General features: G+C 71.0%; 15 protein-coding genes and 1 other RNA gene. 13 read left to right on the forward strand and 3 right to left on the reverse strand.

Annotation, left to right across the window (positions count from 1 at the left end; all coding sequences use genetic code 11):
• Nucleotides 1-191: 191 nt before the first annotated feature.
• From ACFY3C_RS03725 to ACFY3C_RS03740, 4 genes are all read left to right on the forward strand, one after another.
• Nucleotides 192-1,868, forward strand: a complete 1,677-nt coding sequence (locus ACFY3C_RS03725) for a serine/threonine-protein kinase (protein ID WP_386581044.1) — start codon at nt 192-194, stop codon at nt 1,866-1,868.
• A 111-nt stretch (nt 1,869-1,979) separates the two neighbouring features.
• Nucleotides 1,980-3,206 (forward strand): serine/threonine-protein kinase, encoded by a 1,227-nt coding sequence (locus tag ACFY3C_RS03730; protein ID WP_390769573.1) that lies wholly within the window; start codon nt 1,980-1,982, stop codon nt 3,204-3,206.
• Between the two features lie 84 nt (nt 3,207-3,290).
• Complete coding sequence (gene prfB / locus ACFY3C_RS03735) at nt 3,291-4,397, forward strand: peptide chain release factor 2 (protein ID WP_386581042.1); 1,107 nt, start codon at nt 3,291-3,293, stop codon at nt 4,395-4,397.
• 292 nt (nt 4,398-4,689) lie between these two features.
• Nucleotides 4,690-5,574: a hypothetical protein gene (locus ACFY3C_RS03740; RefSeq protein ID WP_390769574.1), complete on the forward strand. Its 885-nt coding sequence runs from the start codon at nt 4,690-4,692 to the stop codon at nt 5,572-5,574.
• Nucleotides 5,575-5,667: 93 nt separating this feature from the next.
• Here ACFY3C_RS03740 and ACFY3C_RS03745 read toward each other — a convergent pair whose 3' ends face one another.
• A complete protein-coding gene (locus tag ACFY3C_RS03745; protein ID WP_386581038.1) occupies nt 5,668-5,862 on the reverse strand; it encodes a hypothetical protein in 195 nt (64 codons plus the stop codon).
• A 261-nt stretch (nt 5,863-6,123) separates the two neighbouring features.
• Between ACFY3C_RS03745 and ftsE the strand changes: the two genes are divergently transcribed.
• The 6 genes from ftsE (at nt 6,124) to ACFY3C_RS03775 (ending at nt 10,544) form a co-directional block, all read left to right on the forward strand.
• Nucleotides 6,124-6,813, forward strand: a complete 690-nt coding sequence (gene ftsE / locus ACFY3C_RS03750; protein ID WP_386581035.1) for a cell division ATP-binding protein FtsE — start codon at nt 6,124-6,126, stop codon at nt 6,811-6,813.
• Nucleotides 6,814-6,849: 36 nt separating this feature from the next.
• Nucleotides 6,850-7,767, forward strand: a complete 918-nt coding sequence (ftsX, locus tag ACFY3C_RS03755; RefSeq protein WP_386581033.1) for a permease-like cell division protein FtsX — start codon at nt 6,850-6,852, stop codon at nt 7,765-7,767.
• Nucleotides 7,768-7,834: 67 nt separating this feature from the next.
• A complete protein-coding gene (locus ACFY3C_RS03760; RefSeq protein ID WP_390769575.1) occupies nt 7,835-9,022 on the forward strand; it encodes a S41 family peptidase in 1,188 nt (395 codons plus the stop codon).
• A 58-nt stretch (nt 9,023-9,080) separates the two neighbouring features.
• Complete coding sequence (smpB, locus tag ACFY3C_RS03765) at nt 9,081-9,623, forward strand: SsrA-binding protein SmpB (RefSeq protein WP_386581106.1); 543 nt, start codon at nt 9,081-9,083, stop codon at nt 9,621-9,623.
• Between the two features lie 108 nt (nt 9,624-9,731).
• Nucleotides 9,732-10,100: a transfer-messenger RNA gene (ssrA, locus tag ACFY3C_RS03770) on the forward strand.
• Nucleotides 10,101-10,223: 123 nt separating this feature from the next.
• Nucleotides 10,224-10,544, forward strand: a complete 321-nt coding sequence (locus tag ACFY3C_RS03775) for a hypothetical protein (RefSeq protein WP_390769576.1) — start codon at nt 10,224-10,226, stop codon at nt 10,542-10,544.
• Between the two features lie 239 nt (nt 10,545-10,783).
• On the opposite strand, the gene ACFY3C_RS03780 is transcribed toward ACFY3C_RS03775, so the two are convergent.
• Nucleotides 10,784-11,788 carry a LacI family DNA-binding transcriptional regulator gene (locus tag ACFY3C_RS03780; protein ID WP_390769577.1) on the reverse strand — a complete coding sequence of 335 codons (1,005 nt, stop codon included), beginning with the start codon at nt 11,786-11,788 and terminating at the stop codon, nt 10,784-10,786.
• 79 nt (nt 11,789-11,867) lie between these two features.
• A complete protein-coding gene (locus ACFY3C_RS03785) occupies nt 11,868-13,136 on the reverse strand; it encodes an MFS transporter (protein ID WP_390769578.1) in 1,269 nt (422 codons plus the stop codon).
• Between the two features lie 84 nt (nt 13,137-13,220).
• Between ACFY3C_RS03785 and ACFY3C_RS03790 the strand changes: the two genes are divergently transcribed.
• The 3 genes from ACFY3C_RS03790 to ACFY3C_RS03800 all read left to right on the forward strand — a co-directional run bounded on the left by ACFY3C_RS03790 (nt 13,221) and on the right by ACFY3C_RS03800 (nt 17,021).
• On the forward strand, nt 13,221-14,195 hold the full coding sequence (locus tag ACFY3C_RS03790; protein ID WP_390769579.1) for a LysR family transcriptional regulator: 975 nt from the start codon (nt 13,221-13,223) through the stop codon (nt 14,193-14,195).
• A gap of 191 nt (nt 14,196-14,386) precedes the next feature.
• The gene (locus tag ACFY3C_RS03795) at nt 14,387-15,775 is read left to right on the forward strand and encodes a nitrate/nitrite transporter (RefSeq protein WP_390769580.1); all 1,389 of its coding nucleotides are present in this window, start codon (nt 14,387-14,389) and stop codon (nt 15,773-15,775) included.
• Nucleotides 15,776-15,860: 85 nt separating this feature from the next.
• Nucleotides 15,861-17,021, forward strand: a complete 1,161-nt coding sequence (locus tag ACFY3C_RS03800) for a uroporphyrinogen-III synthase (protein ID WP_390769581.1) — start codon at nt 15,861-15,863, stop codon at nt 17,019-17,021.
• Nucleotides 17,022-17,211: the final 190 nt, after the last annotated feature.

Consider the following 17,211-nt stretch of genomic DNA (forward strand, 5'->3'; position numbering starts at 1 on the left):
AAGTGCCTGACCATTAATCCATCGGTGATCAGTTGAGATCGGTCACGTCCGGCACTGGGCAACCACGAGACCAAGGCGAGCGTCTTTCCTTCGAACATCGACGGGAACGCTTACGTAGTGCCCTCGGGGGCGGCACTACAGTGGGCCGGAACACCGGAACACAGGCGAACAGACAGCAGGGAGCGCGGAACGTGCGGCCAGTCGGCAGCAAGTACCTGCTCGAGGAGCCGCTCGGACGCGGCGCCACGGGCACCGTCTGGCGTGCCCGCCAGCGCGAGACCGCGGGCGCCGAGGCGGCCGTCGCCGGCCAGCCCGGCGAGACGGTCGCGATCAAGGTCCTCAAGGAGGAGCTGGCGAGCGACCCGGACATCGTGATGCGGTTCCTGCGGGAACGCTCCGTCCTGCTCCGGCTCACCCACCCCAACGTCGTCCGGGTCCGCGACCTGGTCGTCGAGGGCGATCTGCTGGCCCTGGTCATGGACCTCGTCGACGGGCCCGACCTACACCGCTACCTGCGCGAGAACGGCCCCTTCACGCCGGTCGCCGCCTCGCTGATGACGGCGCAGATCGCCGACGCCCTCGCCGCGAGCCACGCCGACGGCGTAGTCCACCGCGACCTGAAGCCCGCCAACGTGCTGCTCCAGCAGCTCGACGGCCGGATGCACCCGATGCTGACCGACTTCGGCATCGCCCGCCTCGCCGACTCCCCCGGCCTGACCCGCACCCACGAGTTCGTCGGCACGCCCGCGTACGTGGCGCCGGAGTCCGCCGAGGGCCGCCCGCAGACCTCCGCCGTCGACATCTACGGCGCCGGCATCCTGCTCTACGAACTGGTCACCGGCCACCCGCCGTTCTCCGGCGGCACCGCCCTCGAGGTGCTGCACCAGCACCTGAGCGCCGAGCCGCGCCGCCCCTCCACCGTCCCGGGCCCGTTGTGGACGGTGATAGAGCGCTGCCTGCGCAAGAACCCCGACCAGCGACCCAGCGCCGAGAACCTGGCGCGTGGGCTCCGGGTCGTGGCCGAGGGCGTCGGCGTGCACGCGAACGCCGCCCAGATCGCCGCCGCCGAGGGCGTCGGTGCCCTGCTGGCCCCGGACCCGGCCCCGACCGCCGTCCCGGGCGTGCCCGGCGCCGCCGACCCCACCCAGGTGCTGCCGACGAACGCGGGGGCGTTCGACCCGAACGCGGCGACCAGTGTCCTGCCGCACACCGGTGGCCCCGTCGGCGCGGCCGACCCCACCGCCGTCCTGCCGAACACCGGCGCGGCCGACCCGACGGCCGTCCTGCCGCCGATGCCGCAGGGACAGCCGGGCCAGCAGCCCGATCAGCCGCACCCCTGGCAGACCCAGCTGCGCGCGGCCCGGGACCGCAACGAGCAGACGCAGATCCAGTACCTCGACCCCGACGAGGACCCCCTGCGCCGCCGCCCGCAGCGGCAGGTCGCCCGGCCGCAGCAGCAGCCGCGCCAGGCCCCGCAGGCGCGCCCGCAGCAACCGCAGCCGCGCGGCCGGCAGCAACAGCCGCACGCCGGGTACGGCTACCCGCAGCAGCCCCAGCAGTACGCCCCGCAGCAGCAGCCCCAGCGGTACGCGCCCCCCGCCCCGGAGCCGCAGCGCCCCGCGCGCGAGCCCCGGCCGGCGCGGCAGCGCAGCGCCAACCCGATGAAGATCCCCGGACTCGGCTGCCTGAAGGGCTGCCTGTTCACGATCGTCATCCTGGTCGTCGCCAGCTGGCTGATCTGGGAGCTGACCCCGCTGCACACCTGGATCGGCCAGGGCAGGGGCTACTGGTCCCAGCTGAGCGACTGGGCCGGGAAGGTGGGCTCCTGGCTCAAGGAGCTGGGCTCGGCCTCCGGCAGCAGCAACTGACCGCGAGTTTGGGGATTTGTCGACACCTGGCGGGTGATTTCCGTCTCCGCGGTGAAGGTTGGCTCGTTCGGCGCGTAGTTTTGTCGGCAACACGCGTCAGTAGGAGCAGTCTTGGCACGGAAGATCGGCAGCCGGTACACCGCCAACCAGATCCTGGGGCGGGGCAGCGCCGGCACGGTGTGGCTGGGCGAGGGACCCGAGGGGCCCGTCGCGATCAAGCTCCTGCGTGAGGACCTCGCGTCCGACCAGGAGCTCGTCGGGCGCTTCGTCCAGGAGCGCACCGCACTGCTCGGCCTGGAGCACCCGCACATCGTCACCGTGCGTGACCTCGTGGTCGACGGCAGCGACCTGGCGCTCGTCATGGACCTGGTGCGCGGCACCGATCTGCGCACCCGCCTGGAGCGTGAGCGACGGATGGCCCCCGAGGCGGCCGTGGCGATCGTCGCCGACATCGCCGACGGGCTCGCGGCGGCCCACGCGTCCGGGGTCGTGCACCGGGACGTCAAGCCCGAGAACGTCCTGCTGGACATGCAGGGCCCGCTCGGCCCGGGCGGCGCGCACCCCGCCCTGCTGACGGACTTCGGCGTCGCGAAGCTGATCGACTCGCCGAAGCGGACCCGGGCCACGAAGATCATCGGCACACCGGACTACCTGGCCCCGGAGATCGTCGAGGGCCTGCCGCCGCGCGCCTCGGTCGACATCTACGCCCTCGCGACGGTGCTGTACGAGCTGCTGGCCGGCTTCACCCCCTTCGGGGGCGGGCACCCGGGGGCAGTGCTGCGCCGCCACGTGACGGAGACGGTCGTACCGCTGCCGGGGATCCCCGACGAGCTGTGGCAGCTGATCGTGCAGTGCCTCGCGAAGGCCCCGGCGTCGCGGCTGCGGGCGTCGGAGCTGGCGTCGCGACTGCGGGAGCAGCTGCCGACACTGACCGGGATGCCGCCCCTGGACGTCGACGAGCCGGACGCGGAGTCGGCCGAGGAGGGCCCGGAGGAGGCACCGGCCCCGGCCGCGCCCGGGGAGCCCGTACGGCGCCGGGGTGCGGTCCCCCTGGTGCCGGGGGCCAAGCCGGACTCCAACCGGGACACCCACACGTCGATGCGGGTGCCGGCGCCCGACGAGCTGGCGGGAGGAGCGCGGGGCACGGCGCGAGCGCCCCGCACGTCGGGCGCGCCCCGCCCCGGCTCGGCCCGCCACCGCGCCGCCGCCCGGCGCCGCAGGATCACCCTGAGCGTCGCCGGGGTGGTCCTGGCCGCGGCCGTAGGGGTGGGTGCGTGGGCGGCGACCTCCGGGGACGACGAGCCGCCGCAGGAGACCCACAGCACCTCGACGCCGTAGGCGCGAGGCAGGTCGCAAGGCGGGCGAAGAGGTGCTCCTCACCGCTCGGCCCTGGCTGCCCGGCGGAGCCGTTACGCTGGAGGCGTGGCAGTCGTCGATGTATCCGAAGAGCTGAAGTCCCTCTCCTCGACCATGGAGTCGATCGAGGCCGTCCTGGACCTCGACAAGCTGAGGGCAGACATCGCCGTGCTCGAGGAGCAGGCGGCCGCGCCGTCCCTGTGGGACAACCCGGACGAGGCGCAGAAGATCACCAGCAAGCTCTCCCACCTCCAGGCCGAGGTCAGGAAGGCGGAGGCGCTGCGCGGCCGGATCGACGATCTCGCGGTCCTCTTCGAGATGGCCGAGGAGGAGGACGACCCGGACACCCGTGCCGAGGCCGAGTCCGAGCTGGCCTCCGTGCGCAAGGCGCTGGACGAGATGGAGGTCCGGACGCTGCTCAGCGGTGAGTACGACTCCCGTGAGGCGCTCGTCAACATCCGCGCCGAGGCCGGTGGCGTCGACGCCGCCGACTTCGCCGAGAAGCTGCAGCGCATGTACCTGCGCTGGGCCGAGCAGCACGGCTACAAGACCGAGCTGATCGAGACGTCGTACGCGGAAGAGGCCGGCATCAAGTCGACCACCTTCTCCGTGCAGGCGCCGTACGCCTACGGGACGCTCTCCGTCGAGCAGGGCACGCACCGCCTCGTGCGCATCTCGCCCTACGACAACCAGGGGCGCCGCCAGACCTCCTTCGCGGGCGTCGAGATCCTCCCCGTGGTCGAGCAGACCGACCACATCGAGATCGACGAGTCCGAGCTGCGGGTGGACGTGTACCGCTCCTCCGGCCCCGGCGGTCAGGGCGTCAACACCACCGACTCCGCGGTGCGCCTGACCCACATCCCCACCGGCATCGTGGTCTCCTGCCAGAACGAGCGGTCGCAGATCCAGAACAAGGCCACCGCGATGAACGTCCTCCAGGCCAAGCTGCTGGAGCGCCGCCGCCAGGAGGAGCAGGCCAAGATGGACGCCCTCAAGGGCGACGGCGGCAACTCCTGGGGCAACCAGATGCGTTCGTACGTGCTGCACCCGTACCAGATGGTCAAGGACCTGCGCACCGAGTTCGAAGTGGGTAACCCGGAGGCCGTGTTCAACGGCGAGATCGACGGTTTCCTGGAGGCCGGCATTCGCTGGCGCAAGCAGCAGGAGAAGTAACTTTGTCGACATGACAACTGCCGCCCGAGAGGCGGCAGTTGTCATTTGTCTGGGTTTTACATCACACTCACAGGCTCCAAGTCCCCCCAAACGCCGCCCCGTCGGACATTGCGCGCGCAATGGCCTTGACGTTGCTTTGAAAAATGGGAAGGCTGAAGCGTGGCATGCGTATCTCTGGGGCGCATGTGAACCGGGGGAATGGGCGCACATCTCGTCACGGCTACCTCCGTCGATCACGGCAAGCCCCGCCACGCCGCCTCATTGACGAACAGCTACTGGGGGTAGCAACCATATGACGAAGAAGACGCGGATCCGGGTCGCGCGGATAGCCGCCGGTGCCGTGATCGCGGCCGGCGCCTCACTGACCGCCGCGGGTGCCGCCTCGGCTCTGGACCTCGGCGTCCAGGCCGGTCCGATCACCCTGGGCGTGAGCGCGGACGGTGACGACGCAGGGACCACCGGTGGCTGCGACCCCGTCGGTGTCTGTGACACCACGGGCGGCACCACCACGGGTGGCGACGACTCCACGGGCGGCACCACCACGGGTGGCGACGACTCCACCGGTGGCACCACCACCGGCGGCGACGACAGCACCGGCGGCACCACCACCATCGGTGGCGTCATCGGCGGCGACACCGGTGGTGACAACTCGACCGGTGGCGACAACAGCACCGGCGGTGACAACTCGACCGGTGGCGACAACAGCACCGGCGGTGACAACTCGACCGGTGGCGACAACAGCACCGGCGGTGACAACTCGACCGGCGGTGACAACAGCACCGGCGGCGACAGCTCCACCGGCGGCGACAGCTCCGGCGGTGACAGCTCGACCGGTGGCGACACCGGCGGCAACGGCAACTCCGGTGGCAACGGCAACTCGGGTGGCAATGGCAACTCGGGCGGCAACGGTTCCTCCGGTGGCAACAGCAGCACCGGTGGCAACGGCCACACCACCCCCGACGGCGGCAACAACAACGCGTCCCAGGAGGAGGGCTCCTCGGCCCTCACCGACACGGGCTCGGACACCTCGGCCCAGGGCGGTGACAAGCAGCTCGCCGAGACCGGTGCCGGGCAGACCGCGTTCCTGATCGTCGGCGCCGCGACCATGATCGCCGGCGGCGTCGGCTTCCGCGTCCTGCCGCGTCTGGTGAACGGCCGGGGCGGCGCGGCCGCCTGAGCGTAGCCTCACGGTCACGCGCTGTAGGCACAGTGCAGACGGAAGGGCCCGGAGCTTGGCGCTCCGGGCCCTTCCGGTGTTCCTGAGGTCTTCTTACACGGTCTGGTGCGCCAGCAGCGCCACCGCGGCGATCAGTACCGCCAGCAGTGTGATCAGCGCCATCGGGTTCAGCCCGGCGAAGAAGCCCTCCTGCTGCTGCAGCCGCTCGCGGTTGGCACGGCACACCGGGCACCGGCCCTCACTCACAGGCGACGCGCAGTTCGCGCACACCAACCGGTCGTACGTCATGCGCTCGCCCTCCTTGCACCGGCCATCACACATACAACGCACACGGGAACGAGAACGTTCCCCCTCCACTCTGCCAGGTTCCCGCGGAGCTTGCGCGGGGTGCCTGTACAGCCCGTGCCCCTGGGTGGGGAAGCTCACGCTCGTTGAAAAGTCCCGTACAAAAACGCACAAGCCTCCACCAACCCCGCCCGGACCCTGCACCCCCGGCCCCGGTTCGCGTATGGTCACGCACATCTACCCCCGGCGACCCGTGGTGCATCCGTGATCCGATTCGACAACGTCTCCAAGGTCTACCCCAAGCAGACCCGCCCCGCGCTCAGGGATGTGTCCCTGGAAGTGGAGAAGGGCGAGTTCGTCTTCCTCGTGGGGTCCTCCGGCTCCGGAAAGTCCACCTTCCTGCGGCTCATCCTCCGCGAGGAGCGGTGCAGCCACGGCCAGGTGCACGTCCTGGGCAAGGACCTCGCGCGCGTCTCCAACTGGAAGGTGCCGCAGATCCGCCGCCAGCTCGGGACGGTGTTCCAGGACTTCCGCCTGCTGCCCAACAAGACGGTCGCGGAGAACGTGGCCTTCGCGCAGGAGGTCATCGGCAAGTCGCGCGGCGAGATCCGCAAGTCCGTGCCGCAGGTGCTCGACCTCGTCGGGCTCGGCGGCAAGGAGGAACGGATGCCGGGCGAGCTCTCCGGTGGTGAGCAGCAGCGCGTGGCCATCGCGCGGGCCTTCGTCAACCGGCCCAAGCTGCTCATCTGCGACGAGCCCACCGGCAACCTCGACCCGCAGACCTCCGTCGGCATCATGAAGCTGCTCGACCGCATCAACCGGACGGGCACCACCGTGATCATGGCGACGCACGACCAGAACATCGTGGACCAGATGCGCAAGCGCGTCATCGAGCTGGAGAAGGGCCGCCTCGTCCGAGACCAGGCCCGCGGCGTCTACGGCTACCAGCACTGACCGCACGAGATCCACGGAAAGGCTTAACCAGTCGCCATGCGCGCCCAGTTCGTCCTGTCGGAGATCGGTGTCGGTCTCCGCCGCAATCTGACGATGACCTTCGCCGTCATCGTCTCCGTCGCCCTGTCCCTGGCCCTGTTCGGCGGTTCGCTGCTGATGAGCGACCAGGTGAGCACCATGAAGGGCTATTGGTACGACAAGGTCAACGTCTCGATCTTCCTGTGCAACAAGAGCGACGCACAGTCGGACGTCAACTGCTCCAAGGGTGCGGTCACCGAGGACCAGAAGAAGCAGATCCTCACCGACCTGCACAAGATGCCGATCGTCGAGAAGGTCGCGTACGAGTCGCAGGACCAGGCGTACAAGCACTACAAGGAGCAGTTCGGCAACTCCCCGCTGGCCAGCTCGCTGACGCCGGACCAGATGCAGGAGTCGTACCGCATCAAGCTCAAGGACCCGCAGAAGTACCAGGTGATCGCGACCGCGTTCAACGGGCGCGACGGTGTCCAGTCGGTGCAGGACCAGAAGGGCATCCTGGACAACCTCTTCCAGCTGCTGAACCTGATGAACCGGGCGGCGCTCGGCGTGATGGCGCTGATGCTGCTCGTCGCGCTGCTGCTGATCGTCAACACCGTGCGTGTCTCGGCGTTCAGCCGTAGGCGCGAGACCGGCATCATGCGCCTGGTCGGTGCCTCGGGCTTCTACATCCAGGCGCCGTTCATCATGGAGGCCGCGGTCGCCGGACTCATCGGCGGTGGCCTCGCCTGCATCTTCCTGGTGGTCGGGCGGTACTTCACCATCGACCACGGCATGGCGCTGTCCACCAAGCTCACGCTGATCAACTTCGTAGGCTGGGACGCGGTGTTGACCAAGCTCCCGCTGATCCTCGCCACCAGCGTCCTCATGCCGTCATTGGCGGCATTCTTCGCACTGCGCAAGTACCTGAAGGTGTGACGCATACCAAGAGGGCCGTACGGACATCCGACCGTACGGCCCTTCGCGTTCCCCTAGACTCACGGCCATGTCAGGCCGCGACCTGTTCTGCCAGCCCCGCCGCATCCGCCGCGGGGCCGCCCTGACATTGGTGTTCGCCGGCGTCCTCGTCGCGGGCGCCGCCACCGGCTCCTTCCCGGACACCGGCCAGGCGGTCAGTGCCGGCCGCAGGGCCGCCGCGGATGCCGCGCAAGCGGATCTCGGACACGAGGACGTGCAGCAGGCCGCCGCGGAGGCCATGGCCGACGGCAAGTCGCCGATGGAGGCCGCCGAGCGGGCCGTCAGCCGCAGCGGCGACCGCTGGGGCGCCGTCTACTCCGAGGGCGAGTACCAGGAGTTCCAGGAGGCCCTCGACGGCCAGTACACCGGCGTGGGCCTGTGGGCGCGGCGCGAGCGGGACGGCCGGATCGCGGTGACCCGGGTGCAGCCCGGCTCGCCCGCGGCCGACGCCGGGATCCGCCGGGGCGACCGGCTGCGCAGCGTCGACGGTGACACGGTCGACGGGCGGCCGGTCACCGAGGTCGTCTCCTTACTGCGCGGCGACGCGGAGGACGCGGCCGCCGGCACGACGGTCACGCTCGGCCTGCAGCGCGGCACGCGCGCGTGGACCGAGACCCTGCACCGGGCCCGGCTGTCCACGGACTCGGTGACCGTCCGCAGGCTGTCCGACGGGGTCACCGTCATCCAGATCGCCGCCTTCACCAAGGGCTCCGGCGACGCCGTCCGCGCCGCCGTACGGCAGGCCCCGGCCGACGCCGGCATCGTGCTCGACCTGCGCGGGAACTCCGGCGGCCTGGTCACCGAGGCGGTGGACACCGCCTCCGCCTTCCTCGACGGCGGCCTGGTCGCCACCTACGACGTCGACGGCGCCCAGCGCGCCCTGCACGCCGACACCGGCGGCGACACCGACCGGCCCCTGGTCACCCTGGTCGACGGGGGCACCATGAGCGCGGCCGAGATGCTCACCGGCGCCCTCCAGGACCGGGGCCGCGCGGTCGTGATCGGTTCCCGCACCTTCGGCAAGGGCTCCATCCAGATGCCGACCGTGCTGCCCGACGGCTCGGTGGCCGAGCTGACCGTGGGCCACTACCGCACCCCCTCCGGCCACAAGGTGGACGGCCGTGGCATCACCCCGGACCTGGAGGCGGGTCCGGAGGCCCTCCAGCGGGCGGAGACGGTGCTCACCGGCCTCGGCGATCCCTCCCAGCGCCCTTAATACGCTTCCCACCCACCCCCTCCGTGGTGCGAAAATGGTCTGCACTATGAGCAAGGGAATGTACGTACCGAAGGAGTCCCAGCCCAAGCAGGGCGGTGGGGCCGCGAAGGCCAGGGACGGCGAGAAGGGCGGCAAGCGCAAGATCGTCGCCCAGAACAAGAAGGCCCGGCACGACTACGCGATCGTCGACACCTACGAGGCCGGGCTCGTGCTCACCGGCACCGAGGTCAAGTCGCTGCGTGAGGGACGGACCTCGCTGACCGACGGCTTCGTCCAGATCGACCGGGGTGAGGCGTGGCTGCACAACGCCCACATCCCGGAGTACCACCAGGGCAGCTGGACCAACCACTCCGCGCGCCGCAAGCGCAAGCTGCTGCTGCACCGCGAGGAGATCGACAAGCTGGAGTCCAAGGCCCAGGAGACGGGTCACACCATCGTGCCGCTCGCGATCTACTTCAAGGACGGCCGCGCGAAGGCGGAGATCGCCCTCGCCCGGGGCAAGAAGGAGTACGACAAGCGGCAGACCCTGCGGGAGCAGCAGGACCGGCGTGAGTCGGACCGTGCGATCGCGGCGGCGAAGCGGAGGCAGCGCCGCGTCTAGCCGGGGCGCTGGGAATAAGCTGGCACCGGCGTGCGTTGGTCACGTACGATGGCACTGCACTCCACAGAGGGTGCAACCCCCTCTCCGGAGGGATTGAAAAATCAACATGGGGATGATCGGTTTCGACAGCGGCTGTCGAAGCAGGGGAAGCGTGTCGAGGAAGCGGCAATGATCTCGTAAACCATATGTCGCAAAAAATAATCGCCAACACCAAGCGCGATTCCTTCGCCCTCGCTGCCTAAGTAGCGACTTGCGAAGTGTCAGCCCGGGGCTGTTCCCGACCCGGATCCTGGCATCAGCTAGGGAACTAAACCTTGATCCCGGTCACGGGGTGAAGAGGGAAACCAAACAGTGACTGGGCCCGTCGGCGACTTGTTCGCGTGATCGCCGGGGCCGAGAAAATCACAGCGGACTGCACACGGAGAAGCCCTGATTCCGCACCGTTGGACGCGGGTTCGATTCCCGCCATCTCCACGATCGAGAGGCCTCTGGCCTCTCAACCCATGTGGGCACAGGCCCCGCCGCTTCTAGCGGCGGGGCCTTTGTCTTGCGTGCCGACGCCGAGGCCACCGCGGCCGGGGAGGCGGCGAAGGACGGGATATGTGCAAGTACGTCAGGCGCGGGCGAGAGATCGCCCGGAGGGTGGCGCGGTTCCTCGGCCCCCGTTGGGTGGTGCGGTACTGGGACGAACAGCACCAGGGCGAGAAGTTCGTGTGCTGGGGCTGCGACCGGCTCCACTGGATCATCGACGCCCATGGCGACCCGCCGCACCCGCTCGACATCACGGTGGAGGGCGAGTGGGGGCTGCAACCCCGCCGCCGGCCTGTGTCCTCCCCCTGGTACGAGGGACTGGCCAACGGCGGGCTGGCCGCGCTGACGTCGGTGACCTGGCAGGGCGACCACCAGGTGAAGCCCCGCTGACGGCTCATGCGGGCGAAGACCCCGCTGCATCGGCAGCGGGGCCTTCACCGTCGTACGGGACATACCCCCGTCATGCCCCGTACGCGCGCGGTCCGGCCGTGGGCCGACCGCGGTCCGGTTGAATTCTGCATGCCGGGCGACCTCAACGCGGCGCGGAATGGGCCGGTTTGTCGCACCCCTTGACCGTCCCACGCCTCTGACCTGCGGTTTGGGACGCGTCCCTGAGACGAGGCGGGACTTCAGGGCGCGCTGCGGGGTGCGGTGCTCGCGCGTTCCGTCAGGCGGGGGGTCAGCAGGGTCGCCTCCGGTACGCCCGTTCCGGTCAGCTTGCGCATCAGCAGGTCCACGGCCCGCTCGCCCAGCTCGGCGGACGGCAGGGCCACCGAGGTGACGGGCACACGCAGGGCGGCCGCGGTCTCGTCCGGGCAGATCGCGATGACCGACAGATCGCCGGGGACGCGCAGCCCGAGCTGCTCGAAGGCCTCGATCAACGGTTCCAGCACCGCCTCGTTGTGCACGACGACCCCGGTCAGCGCGGGCTGTTCGCGCAGCAGCTGCTCGGCGACCCGGCGGGCGGCGGCGGGTGTGGCCTCGCAGGGGTGGACGCGGGAGGCGAGCCGGCCTCGGTCGGCGGCGGTGAAGCCCTGGACCACCCGCTGGGCGAACGCCGTGCCCCGCACGTACACCTCCGGCGGCGACCCGACCAGCGCCACCACCCGGTGCCCGAGCCCCGCCAGCCGCTGCACGCACAGCTCGCCGGCCGCCCTGAAGTCGAGGTCGACGCAGGTCAGTCCCTCCGGCTCGCGCGGGAACCCGATCAGCACCGACGGCCGGCCCAGCGCGCGCAGCAGCAGCCGCGGGTCGTGCAGCTGGACGTCCATCACGATCAGCGCGTCCACCAGCGCCGTGTCCGTGACCCGGCGCAGCCCGTCCTCGCCCTCCTCCTGGGTGAGCAGCAGGACGTCGTGGTCGTGGCGGCGGGCGGTCGTCACCACCGACACCGCGAACCGCATGACCACGGGGGCGTGGATGCCGGTCCGCAGGGGGATCACCAGGGCCAGGACGTTCGAGCGGCTGCCGGCCAGGGACCGGGCGCCCGCGTGCGGCCGGTAGCCCAGCTCGCGGACGGCCGCCTCGACCCGTCGTCTCGTCTGCGCGGAGATCGGGCGCTTGCCGCTGAGGGCGTAGGAGACGGTGCTGGGGGAGACCCCGGCGTGCCGCGCCACATCGGTGATCCTGACCATCGGCTCCCTCGTCGAACCCGTTCGATGAGTGACGTCGAAGCGCTTCGACGGAGGAAGGTAGGTGCGGGCGGTGCAGGCGTCAACGGGTGTGACGGGAATTGCCGTTGGCGGTTCGGCGGGAGGAACGCGCTGCCGTCGCCGCCGAGTTGATGAGTACGGCCGCGCCGGCCGCCGCGGCCGGGACGGCGAAGGCGAGGGCGGGGGAGAGGTGGTCCGCCGCCCAGCCGCCGGCCGCCGAGCCGCACGCGATGCCGGTGAGCAGGCCGGTGACGACGAGGCTCATGCCCTCGTTGAGCCGGTCCGCCGGGGTGCGCTCCTGCACCTGGGTCATCGCGGTCACCATCGTCGGCGCGGTCGCCATGCCGGCCAGGAGCAGCGCCCCCGCCAGGACCGTGAGCGAACCCGCGGTGGCGGCCGCCAGCCAGGGCAGGGTCATCAGCCCGGCCATCGCGAGCAGACACCGGGAGAGGCCGAGGCCGGCCGGCTTCAGCGCGCCGTACAGCAGGCCCGCCGCACAGGAGCCGGCCGCCTGCAGTGCGAGGACCACACCGGCCGCCGCGCGATGCCCCTGGGCGTCGGCGTAGGCGATCGTGACGACCTCCATCGAACCGAACACCGCGCCGGTCGCCACGAAGCAGGCCAGCAGCGGCGGCATCCCCGGGCTCCGCAGCGGCGACGGCGCCTTCGAACGGGCCTGCGGCGGCGGCTCGGTCGCCCGCTGTGCGGTGAACAGCAGCATGCCGGCCAGCAGCAGGACGGCCCCGGCGAGTGTGCCCGCCTCCGGGAAGAACGTGCCGGTCAGGAAGGACGCCAGTACCGGGCCGAGCATGAAGCACAGCTCGTCGGCCGCCTGCTCGAAGGAGTTCGCTGTGTGCAGCGCGCCGGGGTCGTCGCGCAGCAGATGGGCCCAGCGGGCGCGGGACAGGCCGCCGATGTTCGGGGTGGCCGCGGTGGCGGCGTACGCGGCGAACAGGGTCCAGTCCGGGGCGTCGTAGCGCACGCACAGCAGCAGCGCGAGGCTGCCGAGCACGGCCGTGAGCGTGGCCGGTACGGCGACCCGGGCCTGCCCGTGCCGGTCGACGAGCCGGGCGATCCAGGGCCCGGCCAGCCCGGTCGCCGCGAGCCCGGTGGCCGTGACGGCACCGGCGAGGGCGTACGAACCCCGGGACCCGGCGATCATCACGACCGCGCTCACACCGAACATGCCCATGGGGAGGCGGGCGATCAGGTTGCCGGCGGTGAAGGCGCGGGCGCCGGGGAGGGAGAAGAGGCGGCGGTATCCGGCGGGTTGTGCGGGTCTGCGGGGTATCTGGGTATTCAGAGTGTCTTCGACGGTCTGGTGCGGCATGGCTCTACGTTCACCCGGAGTCGATCACCGGGTCCAACACCTTCTCGGTGCCGATTCACGCACCCGCGTTGTAAATTGCTGGTCATGCCCGCCATGCCCGCCGCCATAGAGCCCCGCCTCCTGCGTGCCTTCCTCGCCGTCGCCGAGGAACTGCACTTCACCCGCGCCGCAGCCCGCCTGTACGTCGCCCAGCAGGCGCTCAGCCGGGATGTGCGGCGCCTGGAGCGGGAGTTGGGCGCCGAGCTGTTCGTGCGGACCACCCGGCAGGTGACGCTGACCGCGGACGGCGAGCGGCTGCTGCCGCACGCCCGGCGGGTCCTCGCCGCCCAGGACGACCTGCTCGCCGCCTTCGGGCAGGCCCGGCCGCTGCTGGTCGACCTCAACTCCGCGGGCCTGGCCACCGGCCGCCGCGTGCTGCACCGGGCCCGGGAACTCGCCCCCGACTGCGAGCTGATGGCCCGCTACGAGAGCGGCCTCACCGGAGCCGCTGCCGAGCTGCTCGCCGGCCGTCTCGACGCCTCCTTCGGGCGCTTCGCCGGCTTGGATCCCGCCCTGCGCTCCGGTCTTGAGCAGCTGCCCGTGCGCTACGAGCCGATGGCCGTGGTGCTGCCCGAGGACCACCCGCTGGCCGCCCGGCCGACGGTGCCGCTGGCGGCGCTGGCCGGGGAGACGGTGTACGCCGGTGCCGGGAACCCGCGCACCCGGGAGTGGACCGACCTGGCCCTTCGCCTCTTCGAGGGGCGCGGCATCCGGCTCGCGCCCCCTCTTCCGCTGGCGGTCGGGGACGAGGAGTTCGAGCGGATCATGTCCAAGACCCGCGCCCCGATCCTGGCCGTCGTGGACTTCCCGGTCATGCCCCGCACGGTGCTCCGGCCGCTCGTCGACCCCGTGCCGCTGTCGCCCGTCTCGCTCGTCTGGCGCAGGGGGCTGGTCCACCCGGCACTGGACGCGCTCCGGAGGGCCGCGGCCGAGATCGCGCAGGCCGAGGGCTGGCTGCGACAGCCCGCCGATCGATGGATTCCGGCCGGCGACGACGAAGTGATGAACCTCCACAACTGACGCGCACTTCTCCTAACTGCTGGAGAGTTCCTCCGATTCTTCCCTCACCGACGGCTCACCACGCGAGTGAGAGCAACGTTCCCTTCCGGTCACCCACAGCCACAGGCAGGAAACGCGCCCTCCCTACCTTCGGGACTCATCACCGCTCAGCACCCCGAACCACCCGAGCCCCGGAGCACCGTGGAGGCGTCATGACAGCCCCGAGTACAGCCCCCGCCCCGAGCAGCAGCAGGGGAGGCCGCTGGATCGAGAACTGGGATCCGGAGGACGAGGCCTTCTGGAACGCGACCGGCGAGAAGGTCGCCCGCCGGAACCTGATCTTCTCCGTCCTCTCCGAGCACATCGGATTCTCGATCTGGACCATGTGGTCCGTGCTGGTGCTCTTCATGGGCCCGGAGTACGGGCTGACCCCCGCGGACAAGTTCCTGCTGACCTCGATGGTCACGCTGGTCGGCTCCGTCGTCCGCGTCCCCTACACCTTCGCCGTCGCGATCTTCGGCGGCCGGAACTGGACGATCGTCTCCGCCAGTCTGCTGCTCGTGCCGACCGTCGCCGCGTTCGCCGTGATGAAGCCGGGGACGTCGTTCGACACCTTCCTCCTCGTCGGCCTGCTCGCGGGCATCGGCGGCGGTAACTTCGCTTCCTCCATGACCAACATCAACGCCTTCTTCCCCCTCAGGAAGAAGGGGTGGGCGCTCGGGCTGAACGCCGGTGGCGGCAACATCGGCGTGCCGGTCATCCAGCTGGTCGCTCTCGCCATCATCGGGGCCAGCGGCGGTCCGCGTCTGCTGCTGGGCATCTACATCCCGCTGATCCTGCTCGCCGCCGTCCTCGCCGCCCTCTTCATGGACAACCTCTCCTCCGTGAAGAACGACACCGGCGCCGCCAAGGACGCCGCGAAGGACGCCCACACCTGGATCATGTCCTTCCTCTACATCGGCACCTTCGGGTCGTTCATCGGCTACGCCTTCGCCTTCGGACAGGTGCTGCAGGTCCAGTTCGGGCGTACGCCGCTGCAGGCCGCGTACCTCACCTTCATCGGCCCGCTCCTCGGCTCCCTCATCCGGCCCGTGGGCGGCTGGCTCGCCGACCGGTACGGCGGCGCGAAGATCACCCTCTGGAACTACGTGGGCATGGCCGCCGCGACCGGCGTGCTCGTCGTCGCCAGCATGCAGAAGTCGCTGCCGCTGTTCGTGTCGGTCTTCGTGGCGCTGTTCGTGCTGACCGGTCTCGGGAACGGGTCGACGTACAAGATGATCCCGGGGATCTTCCAGGCCAAGGCCGTCGCCAAGGGGCTTCAGGGCGAGGAGGCGGCCGCCTACGGCCGGCGCCTGTCCGGTGCCTCCATGGGACTCATCGGGGCCGTCGGTGCGCTCGGCGGTGTCGGCATCAACCTCGCCTTCCGCCAGTCCTACCTCTCCTACGGCTCCGGCACCGGCGCGTTCGTCGCCTTCCTCGCCTTCTACGGCGTCTGCTTCGTGGTCACCTGGGCCGTATACCTTCGCCGGCCAGTCGGGCAGGTTCACGCCAATGCGGCCGCCTCGGAGGCGAAGCCGCAGCTCAGCTACGCCGAGGTGTGACGTAACACCGGCGACATCAAGCCGAACCGAGCCTGTCACGAGCCGTTGACAGGCTCGTTCGGCATGCGGGTCAGGTAGGAGAGCCATGGACGACGAACAGCAGCAGGCCGGACAGACGGAACACGGGCCCCTCGCGGGCTTCACGGTAGGTGTGACCGCCGCGCGCCGCGCCGACGAGCTGGGCGCGCTGCTCCAGCGGCGCGGAGCCGCCGTCCTGCACGCGCCCACCCTGCGCATAGTGCCCCTTGCCGACGACGGCGAACTGCTCGCCGCCACCAAGGAGATCATCGACCAGTTGCCGGACGTGGTGGTGGCGACCACCGCCATCGGGTTCCGGGGCTGGGTCGAGGCCGCCGACGGCTGGGGGCTCGGGGAGCAGCTGCTGGAGCGGCTGCGCGGGGTGGAGCTGCTGGCCCGCGGACCCAAGGTGAAGGGGGCCATCCGGGCCGCCGGGCTCACCGAGGAGTGGTCGCCGTCCAGCGAGTCCATGGCCGAGGTGCTCGACCGGCTGCTGGAGGAGGGCGTCGACGGGCGCCGGGTCGCCGTGCAGCTGCACGGGGAGCCGCTGCCCGGGTTCGTCGAGGCGCTGCGGGCCGGGGGAGCGGAGGTGCTTCCGGTGCCGGTGTACCGCTGGATGCCGCCGGAGGACATCGGTCCCGTCGACCGGCTGCTGGACGCCGTCGTCTCGCGCGGGGTGGACGCGCTCACCTTCACCAGCGCGCCGGCCGCCGCGTCCCTGCTGTCGCGGGCCGAGGAACGGGGGCTGCTCGCCGAGCTGCTGGCCGCGCTGAGCCATGACGTCCTGCCCGCCTGCGTCGGCCCCGTCACCGCGCTGCCGTTGCAGGCCCGGGGCGTGGACACCGTACAGCCGCAGCGGTTCCGGCTCGGGCCGCTCGTCCAGCTGCTCTGCCAGGAACTGCCCGCGCGGGCACGGTCCTTGCCGATCGCCGGGCACCGGGTGGAGATCCGGGGCCACGCGGTGCTGGTGGACGACGACCTGAAGCCGGTGCCGCCGGCGGGCATGTCCCTGCTGCGGGCGCTGTCCCGCCGCCCGGGCTGGGTGGTGGCCCGCGCCGAGCTGCTGCGCGCGCTGCCGGGCGCCGGCCGCGACGAGCACGCGGTGGAGACGGCGATGGCCCGGCTGCGTACGGCCCTCGGGGCGCCGAAGCTGATCCAGACGGTGGTGAAGCGGGGGTACCGGCTGGCGCTGGATCCGGCGGCGGACGCGAAGTACGCGGACGCGTGAGAGGCCGCTCGGTGCGGTAGGTGCCGTTGCGCCGGGTGGAGCGGGGGCTTCTTCGCGCGCCCCCTCGGCTCTCGTCGCTCCCCCTCGGCTCTCCTCGCTCCCCGCTTCACTCTCTCCTCAGTCGCCACGGCTGTCGAGACCATGAACTCGCCCCTGAACGACGGGGGTTGTGGCCGGATGCGGCTGCGTC

The sequence above is a fragment of the Streptomyces sp. NPDC001410 genome (assembly GCF_042895235.1).
Taxonomy (GTDB): Bacteria; Actinomycetota; Actinomycetes; order Streptomycetales; family Streptomycetaceae; genus Streptomyces.